The organism is Peribacillus sp. TH16, assembly GCF_016651095.1.
Taxonomy (GTDB): domain Bacteria; phylum Bacillota; class Bacilli; order Bacillales; family DSM-1321; genus Peribacillus; species Peribacillus butanolivorans.
The window spans coordinates 2,285,528-2,305,268 of the sequence record NZ_JAEKEM010000009.1; the positions used below are offsets into that span (position 1 = coordinate 2,285,528).

The following is a 19,741-nucleotide window of genomic DNA, read 5'->3' on the forward strand; positions in this document are numbered from 1 at the left end:
TATTTCATAGACTTTCAAATAGACCTAATTTACAATTCGAATATTCCTTTTCTGAATATATGCAATTTTCATGCCAAATTTTCAAACCGCAATATTCAACAAATTATTTTAAAAAACGCTTTCAATAGACAAAATATTTTGCACTTTATGCCATGTTTTTTTGCACTTTATGCCATGTTTTTTTGCAGCATTAAAAAAGCGGGACTTATAAAATACTAAGCTCATTTCATACGCCCTTAAATATATTCCAAATATTACTAGAAGAATATTCGGAAAGAACATTTCTATTAAAAACCATTTTCCTCCATTTTATTCCTTTAAATGTCATATTTTTTGCTTGTTTTCTCCATTTGATAATAATATGAAACGATGTAAAAATGAGGTATTCTCATGAAGGAGTTGAAAGGTTATGAAAGGTAAGGTATTTTTAGGAACTGCACTATCTATCGGTCTATTATTTTCTGCTATTCCCCAACAAGAAGCTTTAGCGGCAAAAAACGTGTTAAGCGTTGAAAAGTATAATAAGCATAGAGATTCGCTAGAATTCAAGTCTGGGAAACTCACAGAACCTTCAAAGCAGACGGCAGAGGATATCATTCTTACCTTTTTTGATAAAAACACAAAGTCTTACAAGTTAGAGAAGCAAAAGGCGAAAGACTCCTTCATTATCCAAAAAGAAAGTAAGGATGAACTTGGAAATACCGCTCTAAGATTGCAACAAACCTATAAGGGCGTACCTGTATGGAATTCTACACAGGCAGTATTAATTGACGCTCAAGGTGTTTTAACAGTCGTGTCCGGAACAGTTGAAGCCAATTTAAACACTAAATTAGGGAAAAAGGCTAAAAAAGGCATCAGTAAATCAGAAGCAATCCAAATAGCCGAAACAGATATTGGATTCACTCCTTCCTACGAACAATCTCCTGAATCAGAGCTATATGTATACGCCAATGAAGGAAAGGCTGACTATGTATATAAGGTCAATTTAAATTTCTTAGATCCGGAACCAGGAAACTATAATTATTTCATTTCAGTCAAAACAGGTGAAATATTGAATAAATATAACACCCTTGATGAAGTGACGGGGACCAATTCCGTCGGTACGGGCGTCGGAGTCCTAAACAATACCGTATCGGTAAACACTACCTTATCGAGCGGTAAATATTATCTACAAGACAATACACGTGGCAAAGGTATTTTCACCTATAATGCTAATAACCGGTCAAAATTGCCTGGTACACTCTTATCCAATACAACCAACGCTTTTACTTCTTCTACCGATAAAGCTGCAGTGGATGCTCATTTTTATGCTGGTAAAACCTATGATTATTACAAATCCACGTTTGGACGGAACTCTTACGATGGAAATGGAGCCATCCTAAAGTCAACCGTTCATTATGGTTCGAAATACAATAATGCTTTTTGGGATGGTACACAAATGGTTTACGGTGATGGGGACGGCACGACGTTCATCCCATTGTCAGGCGGCTTAGACGTTGTTTCACATGAATTGACACATGCTGTAACTTCTACGGAATCGAATTTGACCTATCAGAATGAATCCGGTGCTTTGAATGAAGCGATTTCTGATATTTTTGGCACCGCTGTTGAATTTAAGAATCAAAGTGCAAAAGCGGACTATCTGATAGGAGAAGATATTTATACACCTAATATTTCCGGTGATGCCCTCCGTTCAATGGCCAACCCAACATTGAATGGCGACCCTGACCATTATACGAACCGTTATACAGGATCGGGCGACAATGGCGGCGTCCATACGAACAGCGGAATCATTAATAAGGCAGCTTATCTTATCTCCGCGGGCGGCACTCACCATGGTGTGACCGTAACTGGAATTGGCATTGATAAACTAGGAACCATCTTTTACCGGGCCAACACGACTTATTTAACTTCCTCGTCCACTTTTTCACAAGCCAGAGCAGCAGTCGTCCAATCTGCCGCTGATTTATATGGTTCAAGCAGTGCAGAAGCCACTGCAGTCAAAAACGCTTTTACAGCTGTCGGTGTGAATTAAGAGATCCACCCTATGAATTTTTATATGTCTAGGCTAATCTAATAAGTAGGACAACCTTAACACCTCCCTAAATGTACAGAAAAAAGTACATGTTAGCTGAGGTGTTTTTTTATAAGTATAAATGTAAGCAACAACCCGCACCCAAACCTGAGTACATAGGATTTAGAATAGTATAGAAGAAGACAAAAGCATTAAAAAACAGTCACTTTTGGAAAGAGACTGTTTTTCATTAAATACACTGGTGGCTTTTAAACGATTGTGCCCCACAGTATGAATGTATGCCGTGCCACTTACAATTTACGGACAGGAAAGGAGTACAGCTCCTACTGTGTATGACGCATGAGTTACCATTTCCGCACAGGGAAACGCGTCCTACTATAAATCCATCATTTATCATTTCAGGACGCCCTTACTAAAAATAATAAGCACAATATTAAAAAGTCGCGCACCTTATAGGAAGTTCGTTCCGGACGTTCGTAAAAGGACGCGAGAGTAAAGGACATTCGTATAGTATTTTCGTGCTTTAACGAACGTGAATAACGGCTGTTTTGAGAAGAAACTCCACCGTTCGAGAAGTCGGTCTCTTCTACGTTATAGAACTAAAGCACCCGTTTGTTTAAGTGATTTTATTCACAATATTTCAGTGTAAAAATGAAATTCTTATATATTACTACCTTACAAAAAATGCAATAACCCCTAGGATTATGCACAAAATCCCACCCAAAAATTGTCCTAATCCTGATGCTTCTCCCATTATTAATAAATTAAATATATTCTTACTTTTTTGATTTTTTCCGAATAAACCATCGTCAGTTTTCATACGATAAATACTCCAAACTATTAAAACTGCCCCAAAAATAAATAATATAATCTGCATTTAAAATCCTCCGTTGTTTGTTTAATATGTGCATCTTTTTAAAATGGATTATTTGTCATCCTCATCAAAAATAAAAGTTTCTTCAATTGATAAATTAAAAACTGAAGCTATTTTATACGCAAGTAGCACAGATGGATTATACTGTTGTTTTTCTAATGAGATGATTGTTCTAGAAGATACACTTACTTTATCAGCTAATTCTTGTTGTGTTATTTCATGCTCTATTCGTAATTCTTTTACTCTATTTTTCATAAATCCCCCTAATTAAAGGACATGATTATAATATTTTCTAGCCCAAAATTCACTAATTATTAATGATACTAAGACAACAAACAATACAGTTTTTGTTGCGATTACCACAAAATTAGTTAAAAACATAAGAATAAAGATTTCGTATATCAGAATTTGCAAAGAAAAGCGAGCAACTTTTCCATCAATTAAAGCGTCTCTTTCATCATATTCCTTTGCTAATTCCTTTTCTAGAGATTTATTCTTTCGGGATTTAATATAAGAAATTGTTGAGGAAACCAAGATTATTCCCCCTAAGAATAATATGAAATACCCAAAATTAAATCCTACTGATTTATCGAGAGTTATTTGAATGATTCCCAATACAATTATCAAGATTGATACAAAAAAGCGCTGTATGAATAGATTTTTCAAACATACCTCTCCTAACCAATTTAAATTCTCCTGAAGTGAAGTTTGTTTCACGTGAAGTTTTCTTCACATGAAGTTAACTTAACGTTACTCATTCTCAAAGCAAAAGTCAATAAGTAAATGTTGATTATTAAAATCATTTTAGTTTTCATTGTGTTGAACTAACCTGCCCCCATAGTTCATTAATCAAAAAGGCCACCACGTGGTAGCCCTGAATCTCAACTAACGCACCTATAGTCAGACTCGATCATTTCCAAGATTTCTTCAGCCGTATATTTTTTCTCAAAACCTCCTTCAATTATTTTTGACTGATGAATTTTTCAAGTTCTTCTACTATCTTCCCATCAGCATGATATGTGTATCCAGTCAGTTCTTTTCCTTTTATACCATTTGCGACAATATCAAGGTCGTTAAACAAATACTTCATGTATGTTATAGCTTGTTTCTGTCTGTCTGTCGGTGGATTCCAATACTTATGAGCTTCCCATTTATCTGTCCCTTTCGGTAGGGTAACTCCATCTAAAACTTTGCCTTGTTCTTCTTGAATTATGTAGGATAGTTCTAAGAGATTGTTGAAGTCTTGTACTAAAACTTTTGGTATATCGTTAGCATCTTCTTCACTCGTAAATGATTGAGCTTCTGCTAAGTAGTAGTATTCAATTGGGTTGCGATATTGCTATCGGATTCATCAACTAAAATTCTTCTTCTAACATCTCATGATCTCGTTAATTATTTTCAAATTTGGCTTGTACATCTTCAATGGTTTCTTTAGGTGCTTAAGGAGCAAGTTTCATATCCTCAAATGTCATCTCGGTTCGAGCGATTTTCTTATCATATGTTAGATGTTTTACCCTTATTTTGAGAGCCGTTTTTTGCTTTGTTTTTTCTAGATTGATGTTGGACGACATAGGACAGACCACCGGACATTTGATAAACAATTCTGATACTTGGAATAATAAAAATAAAAAGCCCTTCTCACACGAGAGGGGCTTTTTTGTTATTAATATTCACTTACAGAATAACTTTTGTATGTTAACTTGTTGTTTTCAAAAGCCATATCAACAAATATGTGAGTAGTGTCATTGAACAGGCTCCAGATATAATCTTTTTCGGTAATACCGCCAGAGGTATATGTTGAATCTAATTTCATATATTCACCTGTGATAGATACCATTTGATTATAAGTCATTCCTTTTTTTACATTCGTATATTCATTGAAAGTTATACCATTTTTAATGGGAGTAAAGAAATATCCTTTGGCTGTTTTTGTATACTTGACCCACTTTGTTCCTACTTTATCATAATCTACAAATGTTACTGTAGCATATGAAAAGTTTTTATTTGTTGCATATGGAGTTAACGTTACAGCTTTAGTTGTTTTTGCATTAATTGTATTACCTTTATAATCTTGAACCTTATAGGTAGTACCTACTAAGGCGCTCTTATAGAAAGTTGAACCGATCGGCTTTGTTACTGTTGCAGCTTCTCCTTTATTTGCTCCAACTCCTGCCAGTAATCCTAGAGCTAATACTCCTACAGTTAATGCCTTTGCTAGTTTTTTCATCTTAATTTCTCCCCCAACCCGTTAGTTCTTATGAATTTATATGTACATTTGTAGAATACCAAATCTTTTTCAATGGGTCTATGACTTTTCGTAGAGAACGGGTATTTACAATATCCATCTTAGGCAATGCGGCTTTTGACTTCAGTAAACTTCAACACAAACCAATGCTCCATATTCATGAGTTCTTAGAAAAAGACGCAATTGCACCTCAATATATAATTAACATTCCAAACATGTTAAAGCGGATTGAAGAATTTAATCCAGAAGCACATAAAAAATACCGTTGCTTAGATGTAATAGAAGATACTTGTTGGACAATCAGCTTGAGGTGATAATTTCTTGAGCCAATAATATAGCCGATGAACCGGCAGGTTCTGTTTTTGACACCAAGCAGCTTTTGATAATCCAATTTCTTTAAAATCTTGAATGTGAGCTTCCCATCCTTTCTTTATAAGGCGCCTTTTCATAAAAAAACCTCCACATGTAGGATGTAAGGAGATTATCTCATGAGCTATTTACAAGTAGTAGGTGGGGAATATTTGACGCTTACTTTTATCTACTGCTTTTTCTTCTTGCATACATGCACCAAGCAATCCAATTGAGATAACACTTGCTGCTAAAATAAAATAATTCCTTATAAAATTTTCCCCCATTTTCTCTCATATAGTAAAGATTAACTAATCCACCTTAATCTAATTGAACTAGAAAAGCACTATGATTATTCAGAGTACCTAAACAAAAAACTTTGATAAATAAATAGAAAGGGCATGTTTAGAAAAAAGATTATCAAAACATGCCCTTATACTACTATTAAATTGGATTATTCTTTTATAAAAACGCTGATCTTTTGTCTTCCTTAATCAACTAACGCACCCTTTAGTTGAAGAAGAAGTCATCATTTTAATAACTCAGTCTTATACCTATATCGTACATTTTCAAGAATTTAGTTAATAATATGCAAAGGGATTCCTACTTTATCTTTAATTTCTATTTCTTTTCCCGAATCAAGGTATGTAAGGAATCCCCAATAAGAAATGAAAAAGTTATAAGTTGGTTCTTAAATAAACTCCATCCACCCCCCTGCAATATGTTTATCTTTTTCATTGAATATATTAATTCCTGAGAAGTTTTCCACTACCCCATCTAAATAAATAGCATCATCTCCTTCTATACAACTAATCTGCCCCTTTAGTTCAATAAGAAAAGGGCTACCGAAGAAAACGTATAATTTTGAATTGACTGAATTTTCACTTTGTAATATACTTGGTATACCACATACCAATAGGAGGAAAAATGAAAAAAATAGAGACAGTTATGCCGTTAAGAGATATAGCTTTTGAGGCAATTAAGAAATCAATTTTGAATTATGAACTTCTACCGGGTCAAGCAATTTATGAAAGAGACCTAAGTGAAAAGTTAGGTGTAAGTAGAACTCCTGTAAGAGAATCTCTGTCGTTGTTAGAAAGAGAAAAATGGATAATTTCAAAACCACGGGTTGGTACGTTTATTAATGAAATAACAGAAGAAAATGTAATTGAAGTAATGGAAATTCGAATGATTTTTGACCGATTCTCACTAGAAAAAATCTGTGGAAATATTACTCCAGAACAAATAAAAGTATTAGAAGGTTACATAGAGGAGCAAGAAAAAAATAAAACAGATCACCAAAGATTTATTGAATTAGATAAAGAGTTCCATTCTGAAATTGTATTATTAACTAAAAATCAGCGATTAGAAAAATGGTTTGAAGAAATTGGTGATCAGATTAGATGGTTTGGGTTAAAAGCCATAACTGAGAAGTCGCGTATTGAGGAAACAATATCTGAACATAAAGCAATTGTACAAGGTATAAAATCACAAGATATTAATCAACTTCTGGTAGCATCAAATAACCATGTGGAAAATACCAAAAATGAAATTATTAATCAATTGAGGAGGAATTCAAATGAGAAAAGTAATTAATTTACATCTTTCTAATGGAGAGGTTAAAAAACATGAAATTAATATTAATAGAGTAATTGTTGTTGGATATGGGGGACGAAATATAGAAAAAATTCAAGAACACATAGATGAATTAAAAGAATTAGGTATTGCACCTCCACCCCATGTACCAATGATATATCCACAAAAAATAGAACAACTGAATTTTTCTAATGAATGTAATGGAAGCAAATTTTCCTCAGGGGAAACAGAATATGTGTTATTCCATGATGGAAAAGAATGGTTGGTTACCCTTGGCAGCGATCATACTGATCGAGAAGTAGAAAAAGAAGATATTTTAAAGTCCAAATCAATATGTGATAAACCTCTTGCAACTGATTTTTGGAGATTAGCAGATTTAATAGAAGACTGGGATAATATTATCTTACGTTCTTATGTTACTTCAAATGGGGAAAAATATTTATATCAAGAAGACACTTTAGACGCACTCTTAGAGGTTGATGTTTTATTGGAAAAGCTGGACAAGTTCGGGGAAAAGGATCTAGAACATACTGTTATTTTTTCAGGTACTGTTCCTACAAAAAATGGATTTATTTTTGGTGATAAATTTGAATATGAAATTGAACACCCCAAGTTAAACAGAAAAATTAAACATCATTATTCCATTATTTATTAAGGGGTGATTGTTTTGAAAAAGGAACCTACAAAAGTTAGATGGGGACTAGCATTCTTTTTCTTTATAATAGGTGTAATCGCTTACATGGACAGATCAAATATTTCAATAATAGCAAAACCAATGATGGATGATTTAGGCTTAGATAAAGTTCAGTTTGGTATGCTTGCATCATTATTCTCATTAGGTTACGCGTTAGTTCAAATTCCAGCAGGACTTATGGCAGAAAAGTTTGGTCCAAGAAAAATGATCACTTTTGCTCTAGTATGGTGGTCAGTATTTACGGGTTTGACGGGTTTAGTTAAATCTCACGGTCTATTGTTTATGGTGAGATTCTTATTTGGGATAGGTGAAGGACCGATGTTTCCTGCTAACGCCGTATTTAATACAAACTGGTTTAGAAGAGATGAAAAGGCCAGAGCATCTAGTGCTTTATTGGCCGGTTCATATTTTGGACCAGTTATAGCCCCTATCGTTACGGTTTATATCTATCAATATTTTGGCTGGCAAGCTGTATTTTATATTTTCGGATTAATAGGAATAATCATTGCGGGTGTCTGGTACGTTATAGCCCGAGACTATCCTGAAATTCATAAACTTGTGAATGAACAAGAAAAAGAATATATACTTGAAGACAGAGAAATTGTTGATACCGCTAAAGTTAGAGCCCCATGGAATTCTTTTCTGAAAAGCTATAGATTTTGGGCGTTAGGATTACAATATTTTGTTGTTTTATATATTATTACTTTCTTTTTAGTTTGGTTACCTACCTATTTACTGGAAGATAGAGGATTCTCATTAAGTAAAATGGGATTTGCTGCAAGCCTACCTTGGTTAGCAATACTGATAACTGTAATGACTGGTGGTATTCTTTCTGACTACTTAGTACGTAAAGGTTTTTCAAAGCAAATATCAAGATCCTCTTTAGCTATATCAGGTTTAATAGTATTTATTATTTCAATGTACCTTGCTGTTATGACAGTATCGCCTTATATGAATGTTTTATGGTTATCATTATGCTTGGGTTCACTAGGATTCACAGTAGTGTGTTCATGGGCTTCTGCTACAGACTTAGGAAGAAACTTTTCTGGTTCCGTTTCAGGTTGGATGAACTTGTGGGGAAATCTAGGAGCATTTGTATCACCGTTATTATGTGGTTGGTTAGCAGAAAACTTTGGGTGGAATATCACATTAGGAGTAACTATAATCCCTGTGTTTATTGCAGCTATATTATGGTTGTTTGTGAAACCAGATACTTCATTACTAAACTAAATACAATTAAGAGGAGTGACCAATGTGAATTATCTAGTATTTCAAATGGATTTAGTAGTTGGAAATCCTGAAGAGAATAGGAAAATCATTGAACGCTGGTTAGAAGCTCACTATAGTGATGATGTGGATGTCGTAGTACTTCCTGAAATGTGGTCTACGGGCTATGTGTTAGAGGAACTGGAAGAAATCTGCAATGTGGATGGTAAGCGTTCCATTGAATTTTTACAATCACTGGCTAAGAAGTTTAATGTAAACTTGGTGGGTGGCTCGATTGCCGTATTAGAAGGTAAAGATATCTTTAATCGTGCGGTTATAGTTAATCGAATGGGTGAGATTGTTCACACATATGACAAGATGCACCTTGTTCCGATGTTAGATGAACCAAAGTTTTTAACGGGCGGTCGTAATCAAGTGGAAGTATTTGAACTTGAAGGTGTGAAGATGGGGGTTATTATTTGTTACGATTTACGATTCCCTGAAATTATTCGTGACTTAGCATTACAAGGTATTCAAGTGTTACATATCGTCGCAGAATGGCCACTTGCAAGGGAAACACATTGGAATACGTTACTTCGTGCGCGCGCAATTGAGAACCAAATGTATGTTGTTGCTTCAAATGTGGCGGGGACAAAGTTAGGAGTGGAATTCGCAGGTTGCTCACAAATTGTAGATCCATGGGGAGACATTGTTCAAAAATTAGATCAAGAAGTTGGTGAATTAAAAGCAACTTTAAATTTAGAGACAGTCCCGCAAGTCAGGAAAGATGTGCCGATCTTTAGTAGTCGTGTACCATCACTTTATAGGTCCAACCTAAGATTCTTCTTAGACGGAGTGGAGAAAATATCGAGACCTGAAATTGAATTCACAGACTATAAGAATTTTAAACTTGAGCCAATTGATGGGTTGGTAGAAGGGCTGTCACAAAGGGTCATTTCAGAGAATTCGTCAACACAGGAAATGGTTCGTATTTTGGAGTTCGCACCCGGTACAGACACGACGCCTAATGGAGTTCAAGTCCATCATTATTGGGAAGAGCTATATGTCGTTAAAGGGTCTGTCATAGATTTAACTTTAAATAAGATATTCACTGCGGGAATGGTTGCTTCACGTCCCCCCGGAATGCAACATGGTCCATGGAAGTCAACGGATGGTTGCGTAATGTTTGAAGTGCGATACAGTCGATAATAAAGTGCTGATAATTTGATAATGAGTGGAGTTTTTAATAATGGGGTACCACCTATTTCGATGACAAAAAGACGACAATCCAAATGAAAGTTGTCATTTCCCCCGATTATTTGCTCTTATTTTAAGTGTTATTTTGCACATCCAACTTTAAAACCCAGCTACCTTCACATGAGAAGATTAGCTGGGTTTCTTAATTATTTACGTCCAATCACTAAGCTATTTCGTGCAGCTTCTACGGCTTCTGTTGTAATGGATGTCAGGTGATTGATTTCGAGAATACGTTCAATTTGAGTAAATAACCGGTGAATGAGTCTAAAATTACAGTTTGTGACTTTCATGATGTTAGTGAGTGCCTCATAGTCGGAAAAGTCCTCCCGTTTGATGGAGATGCCGAGTTCATCCCCTGTGTTGAGATGGAAGTCTATTTTTAAATTCGCTAAGCCAATTTTTAAAATCATCTTCTTTTAATGGTCTTATTACTAATCTTTCCGTTTCTGAAATGCAGGTAAATTTGTTCAAATAAAACTTCCTTTCTAATTACGTCTTTTCTTAATTCTTAAAATCTCTCCCTTTCAAAATAAATCCAATTATTAACTATTCGCATTAACAGTAATAATCCCTTTTTGCAACGTATTCAATCTTCAACTAAACTGCCCCGTTAGCCAACCATGCAGCGCACGACCAGCGCTGCACCACAGAGAATGAAAATGGTGGAAAACCGTCCATACTGATTCTATGGCTGGGTGAGGAAGGTCGATGAACTATGGTGCCATTAGAGCCCATCCGTTAGTCTGACTCCAACGACCTCGGTGCATCACAGACTGTCGCTCCCTTACGGGAAGCACTCATGGTAGATTAATCCTATTCTGGTTTTTGCACCAGCCTCTAATTTTTTGCCATAGAAAGGATGGTTTCAATGGAAGTTATCATTGAACGAGTATGCGGAATGGATGTACATAAAGATAACATTACCGCCTGCATTATGACCCCCGAAGGAAAGGAGATTCAAACATTTTCTACAAAAACGGTGTTTTTAATTCAACTGATGGATTGGATTAAATCACATGGTTGCACTCATGTCGCTATGGAGAGCACAGGTGTGTTTTGGAAGCCTATCGTGAACTTAATTGAGGCTGAAGAAATGGAATTTTTAGTTGTTAACGCACAACATATGAAAGCAGTCCCTGGTCGAAAAACAGATGTCAAGGATGCTGAGTGGATCGCTCAACTTCTTCGTCATGGTTTATTGAAGGCAAGCTTTATCCCTGATCGAAATCAACGAGAATTGCGTGAGCTTGTTCGGTATCGTAGAAGTATTATTGAAGAACGAGCCAGACAGCATAATCGAATTCAAAAGGTGCTTGAGGGTGCAAATATCAAATTAGGCTCTGTCGTATCGGATATTATGGGTGTTTCATCAAAGGACATGCTTCATGCGATCGCATTTGGTGAGGATGATCCTGAGAAACTAGCAAACCTTGCGCGACGTTCGATGAAGAAGAAAAAAGATGATTTAATCCTTGCCCTGAATGGGTATGTGAATCCTCATCAACGCATGATGCTTAAATCGATTCTAACTCATATTGATTTTCTGACTGAACAGATTGAAAACCTCGATCAAGAGGTTGCCCAAAGAGTTAGTGTGTATCAAGAAGACATAGAACGACTGGATTCAATACCTGGGATTGCCACTCGAATGGCAGAACAAATTCTAGCTGAAATCGGAACGGACGTTGAAAAACAGTTCGAAAGTACAGCCAGATTATGTTCATGGGCCGCCCTCGTACCAGGACACAATGAAAGTGCAGGAAAAAGGAAATCAACCAGAGGCAAAAAGGGAAATAATATTTAAAATCTGCTTTAACTGAGGCTGCTCATTCAGTTGGTGCCTCCAAAAACTATCTTGGCGCTCTATACAGACGGACAGCTGCGCGAAAAGGAAGAAAACGAGCTGGAATTGTCGTTGCCCACGCCATGTTAAGAATTTCTTATTATCTTTTAACAAGGAAAGAAATGTATGTAGACTTAGGCGAAGATTATTTTGATAAGCAAAAGCAAGCTTCCATTGTACGAAATTCGGTCCGAAGGTTAGAAAACTTAGGATATACCGTAAATATATCAGAGGCATCCTAACCACCGATTTATTAGGAGATCTAATAGGGCGCTGCTTTTTTTCAAAAAAATTGAAGCTTGCGTTTTATTTAATATGGTCTTTTTTCTTATTATTAGTGTTTAATTTTCATGGTAGTTGAAGAAGAAAAATCAAAAGCATTGTTTAACAGATTCTATTTTAAAGAAGTAACAATCAAAAAAAGTTCGTAAAAGTGTAATTAAACGAACGGATAGCTAATAAACAGATTAAGGTTTATTTGTGCACATGGGTCTGTACATACCTATTCACGCTTACAGCCATAAGGATTCTATGTATGGTAAAATGTTGGTTAGGAGATTATATTATTGCCGGCCCTGATTCTTCTACGAGGTCTAGGGAAGCAGCAATAGTTTTTACATCCCACTTTCATTCTTTCAATTTAAATGGAAGTGGTTATTATACATATAACAATCCCTTCTTTTTCATTTGAAAAAGATTAATTCCCTAAAATAGTTGCTTTTCTTCTTATTAACTGTCAAGCTTAGATGATCTAGACTATAAAGAATAGAACAAGTAGGTGACGAACATGATTGAAGTTAAAACTTCCACACTCAGTGATGGTGAGTTCAATAGAGGCGTATTCGCTACGCAAGACATTAAAAAAGGTGAGCTTTTACATGAAGCACCTGTTATTGCTTATCCAAACGAAGAGCATGTTTTCATAGAGAAAACATTGCTTGCAGATTACGCGTTTGAGTATGGAATTAACCATACTGCCATGCTTTTAGGATATGGCATGCTGTTTAATCACTCTTATACTCCCAATGCTACTTATGACATAAACTTTAAGAACCACACGTTTGATTTCTTCGCTTACACCGACATAAAAGCAGGAGAAGAAATTCTTATTAATTATAATGGTGAAGTCGATAATGAAGATCCATTATGGTTCAATAAAGAAGATAATGGTGAAGATGACGCTGAGTAACAACACCATTACTTTTGAATGACCTGAAGGTAATAATTTATTAATGAGAGCCATTTACACAGACAACAAGGTTTAATAAAAAATCCCCTTTAAAAGGATTGTGGCAATTACACAATCACTTAAGGGGATTTTTTTTACTTAATGAGCGGAAGGCTTATTCGATTTTGATTTTGTTAAGGATTGGAGTTGGCTCTTAACCTTATCAATGTTTTCTGGAGTGGCTAGGGATTTTATTTGACTCATGGTTTTTTCACGAGTTTTTTTATTGCGCATTAAGTATGCTGCTGCTCCTATCACGACAGTTCCAATCATTTTATTTGATGGCATATGAGTTTCCTCCTTGAAGTTGGTTAATTATAGTATTCCCTCTATCGATTGATTTAAACAACAGGCCGCAGCTTCAGCCTGCATTGAATAGACTGGTAAAAACGCTTAAACTTGACCCGCGAAACCCAGCCTTCGCTGTTTTATTTGAGCGAGGGCTAAGCTTTGATAGTTGATTTTCCTTTTATTTCTCCAAGTTCAGACTGTTAATATACTCTAAGCTTTCTGGGCTTTTCACCACTTTTGCAGCTTGACCTGGATCTACCTTTGTTTGTTTCATATTGTAGAGTTTATAGGTTAGAACTCTTTTCGTTGACTCGTTAATTCGCTCCATAGGAACTTCTCCTGCTTTCACCGCTTCAAGTAAACCGTTATATACCTCAAGCTCATGCGAATATTCATGACAGACCAATAATAAATCCGCTCCTGCAAGGATTGCTTCTTTCCCCATATCTTTATAGGAAAAATACTTATTCACTGCGCCCATTTCCAAATCATCCGTGACGACAAGCCCTTCAAATCCAAGTTTCCCCCGAAGCAAGTCTTCAATGATAACCTTGGACAGGCTTGCCGGTTTTTCTTTATCATAAGCTGGATATTTAATGTGGGTCACCATAACGAAAAACTTTTGGTTATCCATTTCACTAATAATTTTCTTGAAAGGATAGATATCTGAGTTTTCCAGATCGAGCTGGTTTGCTTCCACAGAAGATGTTTCGACATGCGGGTCAATCTCGCTGCGTCCGTTTCCTGGAAAATGCTTCAAAGCTCCTGTAACGGAAGCATCGTTCAAGCCTTGAATCGCTTTCGTTCCGTATTGATAAACCTTTTCTGGATCTTTTCCCAGTGAACGGTTGTCCGTCTTTGATAAATCCAGAACAGGAGCAAAATTTATATTAATCCCCATAGAGTTCAGTTCTGTCCCGTTCAATTTTGCCACCCTGTACATGTCTTCGACAGAAGCATTTTCCCCAAGTTCCTGTTGCGAAGGGATTGGCGATACTCGTTCCCTCATTCGGATTATGTCTCCGCCTTCCTGATCGACGGCTACCATAAGCGGAAGCGAATGCGAACTACGATCAGCCGATTGCTGAAGCGAATTGGATAACTTCGCCACTTGTTTTGGCGATTTCATATTGCGGTCAAAATAAATGACGCCCCCTATATGTTTTTGTTCGATAAGCTCCGTAATTTCACTGCTCTTCTCAGTTCCCTTGAAACCGACCATCATTAGCTGTCCAATTTTTTCTTCAAGCGTCATGTTTTCAAGCAATTCTTCTATTTTTTTATCAGTACCTGTGATGACATTGATGTCGGTTTCTTCCTTACCGCCTTGCTCTTTCTCTTTATCTGCTGTGTTTTCTACCTTCTCGGTTTCTTTGGATTTCGTATCCATATTTATTTGAACGAGCACCACCGTTAATAACGAAATGATAGCAATGAAGAGCAGTACGATATACTTATTTTTTTTCTTCATTGTACTTTTTTATCCTTTCGTTCCATATCAGAATCCGCAAGCTTCCTTCCGGAGCTTCCCTTCATTAGATACCCATTGCTTCCCCATATATGGACTAACGTTAAGCCCTCCTTACAGTCCTCGTTGAAAATATCAATAGAGACAGTCTCTTTACTATTCATTAAGTCTACTTTTGCTAATGACACTTCATTACTCATATTGTCCGTCATTCCTTTTCTGCTAAATTTATTTTTCCTTTTACGGCTGTACTGCTTAAATTGTATTTTCTATTTGTTCTCTCTTAATAATGTTCATAAATGACCTATTCTATTTCTTCCTTAGGAATTTATTGCATAAAGCATAAGCCACGTACCCCATACTATACATACCCCAATACAAAGGAGATACAAACCCTTATGGACGGAATCTTAAAGAATCTTGCCGATACTATTAGTCATGCAGTTGATTATGCAAAAGAAAAAGTAACAGACATCACAAGATCAACATCTGTTACGATTTTGCAGTTGAGTGAGCATATTATGAATCAGCCTGAAACCAAGCAAATAGAAAAAGACCTTTTAGGTATAGCTTATTCTTTTTATCATTTACAAAAAGAAGATGTTTCGTATTATTTGGAAATGAAAAGCTCACATATTCTACAGTTGGACGTGTATTCTCACGACCACACGATTGTTTCTTACCGGTCTTATCGCGATCATTCTAGCTTACCCACTCCAATAAAATTTCCAAAAAACCTTTTATCCGAATGAATATCCTGAATCGTTTAAATATAAGTATATCCACAAATCAACAACACAGAATCAGAAGCTAAGGTAGATAATTAAAAAAGCTGATATCCCACCACATTGGGGATATCAGCTTTTTTGAACTTTATTTGAATTGTGCACTAGAAACAAAGGTAAAACAGGATCTAACTAGAGTGAGAAAAACTGATCTCTTTCTCTCGATATCCAATTCTCAGCATCTTCATTATCCTTTTTAACTAGTCGGTTAACGAGGATATCATGCCAAATGTAGTTTTCTAGAAAATTGATATGAACCGGATCATCTGTGTAAAACGCTGTTTCTCTTTCTTCAGAAGAGGGGCCGTAAATTGTCTCCTTGCCATCAATGGATAAGATAAACCATTTGTTCTCTCCAATATTGTCTACATAGCTGGTTTTACGATGAATATCTATCCCTGGTAATGGGTTGTCAACTTGAAAAACAATACCTTTGAGATTACAATATGCTGCTGTATCTTTTAGCTCTTGTTCAAGCTTCTCATACATCTTATCCCATATGGAAACAATCACTCTTTTCTCAGCTTTTTGTAATAAAGTACGACAAAAGGATAGAATATGCCGTTCTCCTTTAAGAGTCATTACACGGTTATCGGAAATGGGCTCTGTTTTTTCAAATTGCTTTAATGTATCACTTATGGATTGATAGGTATTGTTCCATTTTGTTTGAACAGATTCTAAAAATACATCGACAGGTAAAGGTGAATATTGAACCGAATCATTAATTTCTTCTTTTAACACGATTCCCTCTTCTTGAAGCCCATTTAATATTTCATAGATACGTGCTCTAGGAATTCCTGATTCCTTGCTCACTTGATAGGCACTTGTTGGTCCTTGACGTACCAAAGAAACATAAGCCTTTGCTTCATATTGACTAAATCCTAGAGACTGAATTTTTTGAATGATATCTTGCATAGTACCTCCTAGTGCAATTAGTAAGTTATATCTATCATACCAAATCTCTATTTGAAAAGTTAAGAAGTTATAAAATCGTAAAAGTCTTATTTACATGGATAATTTTTTTAGTTACTATTTAAGTAGTAACTAAAAAATGTCTTACTCTAATTTTTTTAGTAAAGTAGATAACTTTGGATTAAGGAGCCCCCATCAGCGAGTGATTCGTCCTTAATTCTATTGATACGGAGGTTTCTTAGATGGAAGATATTAATATTTCTACACTTTTGTTGTTAGTATGTTTCGGATTTCTAGCAGCATTTATTGATTCTGTAGTCGGAGGCGGAGGTCTCATTTCTATACCTGCTTTATTATTTTCAGGTCTCTCCCCTACAGCGGCAATTGCTACGAATAAATTGGCCAGTTCAATGGGATCTTTAACAAGTACCATTGCCTTTATCCGTTCAGGAAAAGTCGATTTTCAATTAGTAGCAAAGTTGTTTCCTCTTATTTTCACAGGGTCCTTACTAGGTGCCTGGGTAGTCAATTTTGTCTCACCCGAATTATTAAAGCCATTGGTATTAGTTCTCTTAATAGCCGTTGCTATTTATACGATTCTAAAGAAAAACTGGGGACATGAATCGACTTACCAAAAACTATCTTTGCAAAAAGCCCTTCTATTTTCATTTACTATATTTGCAATTGGTTTTTATGATGGATTTTTAGGTGCTGGAACAGGATCCTTTATATTATTTGCCTTTTTGATTATTGGTTTCGATTTTTTACACTCAGCGGGAAACGCAAAATTTCTAAACTTCGGAAGTAATATTGCGGCGCTCATCATGTTCATTTTTCTTGATGCGGTCAACTTTTCCTATGGGATACCGATGGGGATATCTATGATAGTAGGAGCTTTAGTAGGTTCTAAATTCGCCATTAAGAAAGGAGTAGCATATGTAAGAGTGTTATTTATCTTTGTTACTGTTTTCTTAATCATAAAAAATATTATTGATTACATAAAAATTTTGTAATCGTTTATAAGCCGGCATACCTTTAAGTTAAATTAGACTTAACATGTTTTTCGATTTGATTACACTCTTTCACACCTCTAAATGTGACATATAGGAATTATTTGGGTATATGATAGATAGATATAGAATGTGTGGAAAGGTGTGGTTGGTGATGAGTGAAAAGTGGAATGGTGAAGAAATGGTAGATGTAACTGGGAAAACGATTGTGATTACCGGAGCTAATAGCGGTATTGGCTTTGAAACAGCCTTTGTGCTCGCTAGTAAAGGGGCAGAGATAATTCTTGCGGTTCGGAATGCTTCAAAGGGCGAAAAGGCTGTCGAAAGAATTACCTCCGTCTACCCTAAGGCGGACGTACGAGTGATGCAGCTCGATTTAAGTGATTTAAGCAGCATTCGTCATTTTACTGATTCCTATTTGGAAAACTATGACTCACTTTCTGTTCTTATCAATAATGCAGGTGTCATGATCCCACCTTACAGTAAGACGAAGGACGGTTTCGAGCTACAATTAGGAAGCAATCATCTCGGTCATTTTGCTTTGACAGGTCTGCTTCTTCCGTGTATTTTCTCTACACCAAAATCGAGGGTTGTCACATTAAGCAGCTTAGCCGCCATCAATGGATTTATTGACTTCGATAACTTAAATGGTGAAACTAATTATAAACCCATGAAATACTATGGGCAAAGTAAGCTCGCCAATCTTCTCTTCGCCCGCGAATTACAGAACAAGTTCAATCAGCACCAAGCCGACTCGATTAGTGTTGCCTGTCACCCTGGCCTTGCTCATACGAATCTTATGTCACGCGGATCAGGAAGACCGGTAAATAAGTTCGTCCACTTTCTTTCCAAAACTATCACCCAGCCTGCAAGCATGGGGGCGCTTCCGACTCTGTACGCCGCGACGGAACCTGCCTTAACGGGCGGAGAATACATCGGACCCGATGGAAAGAAAGGCAGAAAAGGCTTTCCTAAAAAAGACGATATTATTGATACTTTATATAATAAGGAAACCTCGAAGAAATTGTGGGATATTTCGGAAACTATGACAGGTGTCAAATATAGTTTCACCGCAGACATATACAATAAATAATTATCGAGTCAATCACTTATAAAACATTCGTTAAAAGAGCAATTTTCAATGCTCTTTTTTATTTTTCCCTTTTCAATAGAATGGGTGAGCCTATAAAAGAAAGAAACTAAAAACATTAAAGAGGTGCGTAAATGCTTAATAATGAAAAAATCACTTTATATCCACTATTCTCAATGAAAGCAAAAGAGACCGAATGAATAAAAGGCAGGCAAGTTTTTATCTCAAATAGGTTAGCTGTTGCCTCCCCCCTCTCATCTTCTTTCCAGATATGCTATGCGGTCCACACTAACATGGATTTTAAGACCAAAAAAAGAGGAAGCATAATGCTTCCTCTTTCTACATCCATTATTCAGCGTCAAAAACTTCGACTTTCTCCATTTTGTCGCCATTTTTCATAGCTTTAGCTGTTTCAAGTCCAGATGTTACTTTACCGAATACCGTGTGGACACCGTTAAGATGTGGTTGCGGTGCGTGAACGATAAAGAATTGGCTTGAGCCAGTGTCTTTTCCAGCATGTGCCATAGATAGGCTGCCTGCTTCATGTTTATGAGGATTTCCTACAGTTTCACACTTGATCTGTGTGCCGCTTCCGCCTGCACCTGTACCTGTTGGATCTCCACCTTGGCTTACGAAACCTGGGATGACACGGTGAAATACTACGCCGTTATAAAATCCTGTGTTCGCTAAGTTTTCGAAGTTAGCTACTGTGTTTGGTGCTTCGTTCGGGAAAAGATCGAATTCGATTTTTTCTCCATTTTCCATAAGTATGTATCCTTTTTTAGCCATGTAAAACATCTCCTTTAATATAAACTGAATCAAACCTTATAGTAACATTTTTAGAAGAAGAAAGAAAAGA

22 protein-coding genes and 2 pseudogenes are annotated in these 19,741 nt (G+C 36.1%); 11 read left to right on the top strand and 13 right to left on the bottom strand.

What is annotated here, in order from left to right:
- Nucleotides 1-409 precede the first annotated feature (409 nt).
- Nucleotides 410-2,035, top strand: coding sequence for a M4 family metallopeptidase (locus tag JFV29_RS25065; RefSeq protein ID WP_201187071.1), 1,626 nt, complete (start codon nucleotides 410-412; stop codon nucleotides 2,033-2,035).
- A 670-nt stretch (nucleotides 2,036-2,705) separates the two neighbouring features.
- Here JFV29_RS25065 and JFV29_RS25070 read toward each other — a convergent pair.
- The 5 genes from JFV29_RS25070 to JFV29_RS25085 form a co-directional block, all read right to left on the bottom strand.
- Nucleotides 2,706-2,912, bottom strand: a complete 207-nt coding sequence (locus JFV29_RS25070) for a hypothetical protein (protein ID WP_201187073.1) — start codon at nucleotides 2,910-2,912, stop codon at nucleotides 2,706-2,708.
- Between the two features lie 48 nt (nucleotides 2,913-2,960).
- Nucleotides 2,961-3,164: a helix-turn-helix transcriptional regulator gene (locus JFV29_RS25075; RefSeq protein WP_034306678.1), complete on the bottom strand. Its 204-nt coding sequence runs from the start codon at nucleotides 3,162-3,164 to the stop codon at nucleotides 2,961-2,963.
- A 12-nt stretch (nucleotides 3,165-3,176) separates the two neighbouring features.
- Nucleotides 3,177-3,575: a hypothetical protein gene (locus JFV29_RS25080; RefSeq protein ID WP_201187075.1), complete on the bottom strand. Its 399-nt coding sequence runs from the start codon at nucleotides 3,573-3,575 to the stop codon at nucleotides 3,177-3,179.
- Nucleotides 3,576-3,870: 295 nt separating this feature from the next.
- Complete coding sequence (locus JFV29_RS31280; RefSeq protein ID WP_274607083.1) at nucleotides 3,871-3,999, bottom strand: hypothetical protein; 129 nt, start codon at nucleotides 3,997-3,999, stop codon at nucleotides 3,871-3,873.
- Between the two features lie 573 nt (nucleotides 4,000-4,572).
- Nucleotides 4,573-5,136, bottom strand: a complete 564-nt coding sequence (locus JFV29_RS25085) for a hypothetical protein (protein WP_201187077.1) — start codon at nucleotides 5,134-5,136, stop codon at nucleotides 4,573-4,575.
- An 80-nt stretch (nucleotides 5,137-5,216) separates the two neighbouring features.
- On the opposite strand from JFV29_RS25085, the gene JFV29_RS25090 reads away from it, so the two are divergent.
- Nucleotides 5,217-5,468: a hypothetical protein gene (locus JFV29_RS25090; RefSeq protein ID WP_201187079.1), complete on the top strand. Its 252-nt coding sequence runs from the start codon at nucleotides 5,217-5,219 to the stop codon at nucleotides 5,466-5,468.
- Here the strand turns inward: JFV29_RS25090 and tnpA are convergent.
- Both tnpA and JFV29_RS25095 read right to left on the bottom strand, forming a co-directional pair.
- Nucleotides 5,424-5,603, bottom strand: a complete 180-nt coding sequence (gene tnpA / locus JFV29_RS31815) for an IS66 family insertion sequence element accessory protein TnpA (RefSeq protein ID WP_446728264.1) — start codon at nucleotides 5,601-5,603, stop codon at nucleotides 5,424-5,426. The genes JFV29_RS25090 and tnpA overlap by 45 nt on opposite strands.
- Nucleotides 5,604-5,651: 48 nt before the next feature.
- Nucleotides 5,652-5,789, bottom strand: coding sequence for a hypothetical protein (locus JFV29_RS25095; protein WP_201187081.1), 138 nt, complete (start codon nucleotides 5,787-5,789; stop codon nucleotides 5,652-5,654).
- Between the two features lie 640 nt (nucleotides 5,790-6,429).
- Here JFV29_RS25095 and JFV29_RS25100 point away from each other — a divergent pair.
- Genes JFV29_RS25100 through JFV29_RS31500 form a run of 4 tightly spaced genes read left to right on the top strand, consistent with a single transcriptional unit; the run spans nucleotide 6,430 to nucleotide 10,207 of the window.
- Nucleotides 6,430-7,098, top strand: a complete 669-nt coding sequence (locus tag JFV29_RS25100; protein ID WP_053344578.1) for a GntR family transcriptional regulator — start codon at nucleotides 6,430-6,432, stop codon at nucleotides 7,096-7,098.
- Nucleotides 7,082-7,753 (top strand): DUF2848 family protein, encoded by a 672-nt coding sequence (locus JFV29_RS25105; protein ID WP_201187083.1) that lies wholly within the window; start codon nucleotides 7,082-7,084, stop codon nucleotides 7,751-7,753. The genes JFV29_RS25100 and JFV29_RS25105 overlap by 17 nt, the downstream gene beginning before the upstream one ends.
- Before the next feature lie 12 nt (nucleotides 7,754-7,765).
- Complete coding sequence (locus tag JFV29_RS25110) at nucleotides 7,766-9,022, top strand: MFS transporter (protein WP_201187085.1); 1,257 nt, start codon at nucleotides 7,766-7,768, stop codon at nucleotides 9,020-9,022.
- A 24-nt stretch (nucleotides 9,023-9,046) separates the two neighbouring features.
- Complete coding sequence (locus JFV29_RS31500; RefSeq protein WP_201187087.1) at nucleotides 9,047-10,207, top strand: nitrilase-related carbon-nitrogen hydrolase; 1,161 nt, start codon at nucleotides 9,047-9,049, stop codon at nucleotides 10,205-10,207.
- Nucleotides 10,208-10,401: 194 nt separating this feature from the next.
- Here JFV29_RS31500 and JFV29_RS25120 read toward each other — a convergent pair.
- Nucleotides 10,402-10,605: pseudogene (locus tag JFV29_RS25120) on the bottom strand (AAA family ATPase); the annotation flags it as partial.
- A 518-nt stretch (nucleotides 10,606-11,123) separates the two neighbouring features.
- Between JFV29_RS25120 and JFV29_RS25125 the strand changes: the two are divergent.
- Both JFV29_RS25125 and JFV29_RS25130 read left to right on the top strand, forming a co-directional pair.
- Nucleotides 11,124-12,340, top strand: a pseudogene (locus JFV29_RS25125) (IS110 family transposase).
- Between the two features lie 545 nt (nucleotides 12,341-12,885).
- A complete protein-coding gene (locus JFV29_RS25130; protein WP_053348811.1) occupies nucleotides 12,886-13,287 on the top strand; it encodes an SET domain-containing protein in 402 nt (133 codons plus the stop codon).
- A 138-nt stretch (nucleotides 13,288-13,425) separates the two neighbouring features.
- On the opposite strand, the gene JFV29_RS25135 is transcribed toward JFV29_RS25130, so the two are convergent.
- From JFV29_RS25135 to JFV29_RS25145, 3 genes are all read right to left on the bottom strand, one after another.
- Nucleotides 13,426-13,614, bottom strand: a complete 189-nt coding sequence (locus tag JFV29_RS25135; protein WP_053348810.1) for a hypothetical protein — start codon at nucleotides 13,612-13,614, stop codon at nucleotides 13,426-13,428.
- A 181-nt stretch (nucleotides 13,615-13,795) separates the two neighbouring features.
- Nucleotides 13,796-15,088 carry a beta-N-acetylhexosaminidase gene (nagZ, locus tag JFV29_RS25140; RefSeq protein ID WP_201187088.1) on the bottom strand — a complete coding sequence of 431 codons (1,293 nt, stop codon included), beginning with the start codon at nucleotides 15,086-15,088 and terminating at the stop codon, nucleotides 13,796-13,798.
- Nucleotides 15,085-15,285, bottom strand: a complete 201-nt coding sequence (locus JFV29_RS25145) for a hypothetical protein (RefSeq protein WP_201187089.1) — start codon at nucleotides 15,283-15,285, stop codon at nucleotides 15,085-15,087. Before JFV29_RS25145 ends, nagZ begins: the two co-directional genes overlap by 4 nt.
- Nucleotides 15,286-15,483: 198 nt before the next feature.
- On the opposite strand from JFV29_RS25145, the gene JFV29_RS25150 reads away from it, so the two are divergent.
- Nucleotides 15,484-15,837, top strand: a complete 354-nt coding sequence (locus JFV29_RS25150) for a hypothetical protein (RefSeq protein ID WP_201187090.1) — start codon at nucleotides 15,484-15,486, stop codon at nucleotides 15,835-15,837.
- Between the two features lie 165 nt (nucleotides 15,838-16,002).
- Here JFV29_RS25150 and JFV29_RS25155 read toward each other — a convergent pair whose 3' ends face one another.
- Nucleotides 16,003-16,785, bottom strand: a complete 783-nt coding sequence (locus tag JFV29_RS25155) for a TrmB family transcriptional regulator (RefSeq protein ID WP_056523112.1) — start codon at nucleotides 16,783-16,785, stop codon at nucleotides 16,003-16,005.
- A gap of 239 nt (nucleotides 16,786-17,024) precedes the next feature.
- Between JFV29_RS25155 and JFV29_RS25160 the strand changes: the two genes are divergently transcribed.
- Both JFV29_RS25160 and JFV29_RS25165 read left to right on the top strand, forming a co-directional pair.
- Nucleotides 17,025-17,795, top strand: coding sequence for a TSUP family transporter (locus tag JFV29_RS25160; protein ID WP_201187091.1), 771 nt, complete (start codon nucleotides 17,025-17,027; stop codon nucleotides 17,793-17,795).
- A 151-nt stretch (nucleotides 17,796-17,946) separates the two neighbouring features.
- A complete protein-coding gene (locus tag JFV29_RS25165) occupies nucleotides 17,947-18,885 on the top strand; it encodes an oxidoreductase (RefSeq protein WP_201187092.1) in 939 nt (312 codons plus the stop codon).
- 345 nt (nucleotides 18,886-19,230) lie between these two features.
- On the opposite strand, the gene JFV29_RS25170 is transcribed toward JFV29_RS25165, so the two are convergent.
- Nucleotides 19,231-19,671: a peptidylprolyl isomerase gene (locus tag JFV29_RS25170; protein WP_053348803.1), complete on the bottom strand. Its 441-nt coding sequence runs from the start codon at nucleotides 19,669-19,671 to the stop codon at nucleotides 19,231-19,233.
- Nucleotides 19,672-19,741 lie beyond the last annotated feature (70 nt).

Excerpts from the sequence above, each read along its gene's own strand:
- nagZ (WP_201187088.1), bottom strand. The coding sequence starts at position 15,088 with ATGAAGAAAAAAAATAAGTATATCGTACTGCTCTTCATTGCTATCATT.
- JFV29_RS25150 (WP_201187090.1), top strand. The coding sequence starts at position 15,484 with ATGGACGGAATCTTAAAGAATCTTGCCGATACTATTAGTCATGCAGTT.
- JFV29_RS25135 (WP_053348810.1), bottom strand. The coding sequence starts at position 13,614 with ATGCCATCAAATAAAATGATTGGAACTGTCGTGATAGGAGCAGCAGCA.
- JFV29_RS25095 (WP_201187081.1), bottom strand. The coding sequence starts at position 5,789 with ATGGGGGAAAATTTTATAAGGAATTATTTTATTTTAGCAGCAAGTGTT.
- JFV29_RS25165 (WP_201187092.1), top strand. The coding sequence starts at position 17,947 with ATGAGTGAAAAGTGGAATGGTGAAGAAATGGTAGATGTAACTGGGAAA.
- JFV29_RS25130 (WP_053348811.1), top strand. The coding sequence starts at position 12,886 with ATGATTGAAGTTAAAACTTCCACACTCAGTGATGGTGAGTTCAATAGA.
- JFV29_RS25070 (WP_201187073.1), bottom strand. The coding sequence starts at position 2,912 with ATGCAGATTATATTATTTATTTTTGGGGCAGTTTTAATAGTTTGGAGT.
- tnpA (WP_446728264.1), bottom strand. The coding sequence starts at position 5,603 with ATGAAAAGGCGCCTTATAAAGAAAGGATGGGAAGCTCACATTCAAGAT.
- JFV29_RS25155 (WP_056523112.1), bottom strand. The coding sequence starts at position 16,785 with ATGCAAGATATCATTCAAAAAATTCAGTCTCTAGGATTTAGTCAATAT.
- JFV29_RS25170 (WP_053348803.1), bottom strand. The coding sequence starts at position 19,671 with ATGGCTAAAAAAGGATACATACTTATGGAAAATGGAGAAAAAATCGAA.
- JFV29_RS25085 (WP_201187077.1), bottom strand. The coding sequence starts at position 5,136 with ATGAAAAAACTAGCAAAGGCATTAACTGTAGGAGTATTAGCTCTAGGA.
- JFV29_RS25065 (WP_201187071.1), top strand. The coding sequence starts at position 410 with ATGAAAGGTAAGGTATTTTTAGGAACTGCACTATCTATCGGTCTATTA.
- JFV29_RS25145 (WP_201187089.1), bottom strand. The coding sequence starts at position 15,285 with ATGAGTAATGAAGTGTCATTAGCAAAAGTAGACTTAATGAATAGTAAA.
- JFV29_RS25100 (WP_053344578.1), top strand. The coding sequence starts at position 6,430 with ATGAAAAAAATAGAGACAGTTATGCCGTTAAGAGATATAGCTTTTGAG.
- JFV29_RS25090 (WP_201187079.1), top strand. The coding sequence starts at position 5,217 with ATGACTTTTCGTAGAGAACGGGTATTTACAATATCCATCTTAGGCAAT.
- JFV29_RS25160 (WP_201187091.1), top strand. The coding sequence starts at position 17,025 with ATGGAAGATATTAATATTTCTACACTTTTGTTGTTAGTATGTTTCGGA.
- JFV29_RS25105 (WP_201187083.1), top strand. The coding sequence starts at position 7,082 with ATGAGAAAAGTAATTAATTTACATCTTTCTAATGGAGAGGTTAAAAAA.
- JFV29_RS31280 (WP_274607083.1), bottom strand. The coding sequence starts at position 3,999 with ATGAAGTATTTGTTTAACGACCTTGATATTGTCGCAAATGGTATAAAA.
- JFV29_RS25075 (WP_034306678.1), bottom strand. The coding sequence starts at position 3,164 with ATGAAAAATAGAGTAAAAGAATTACGAATAGAGCATGAAATAACACAA.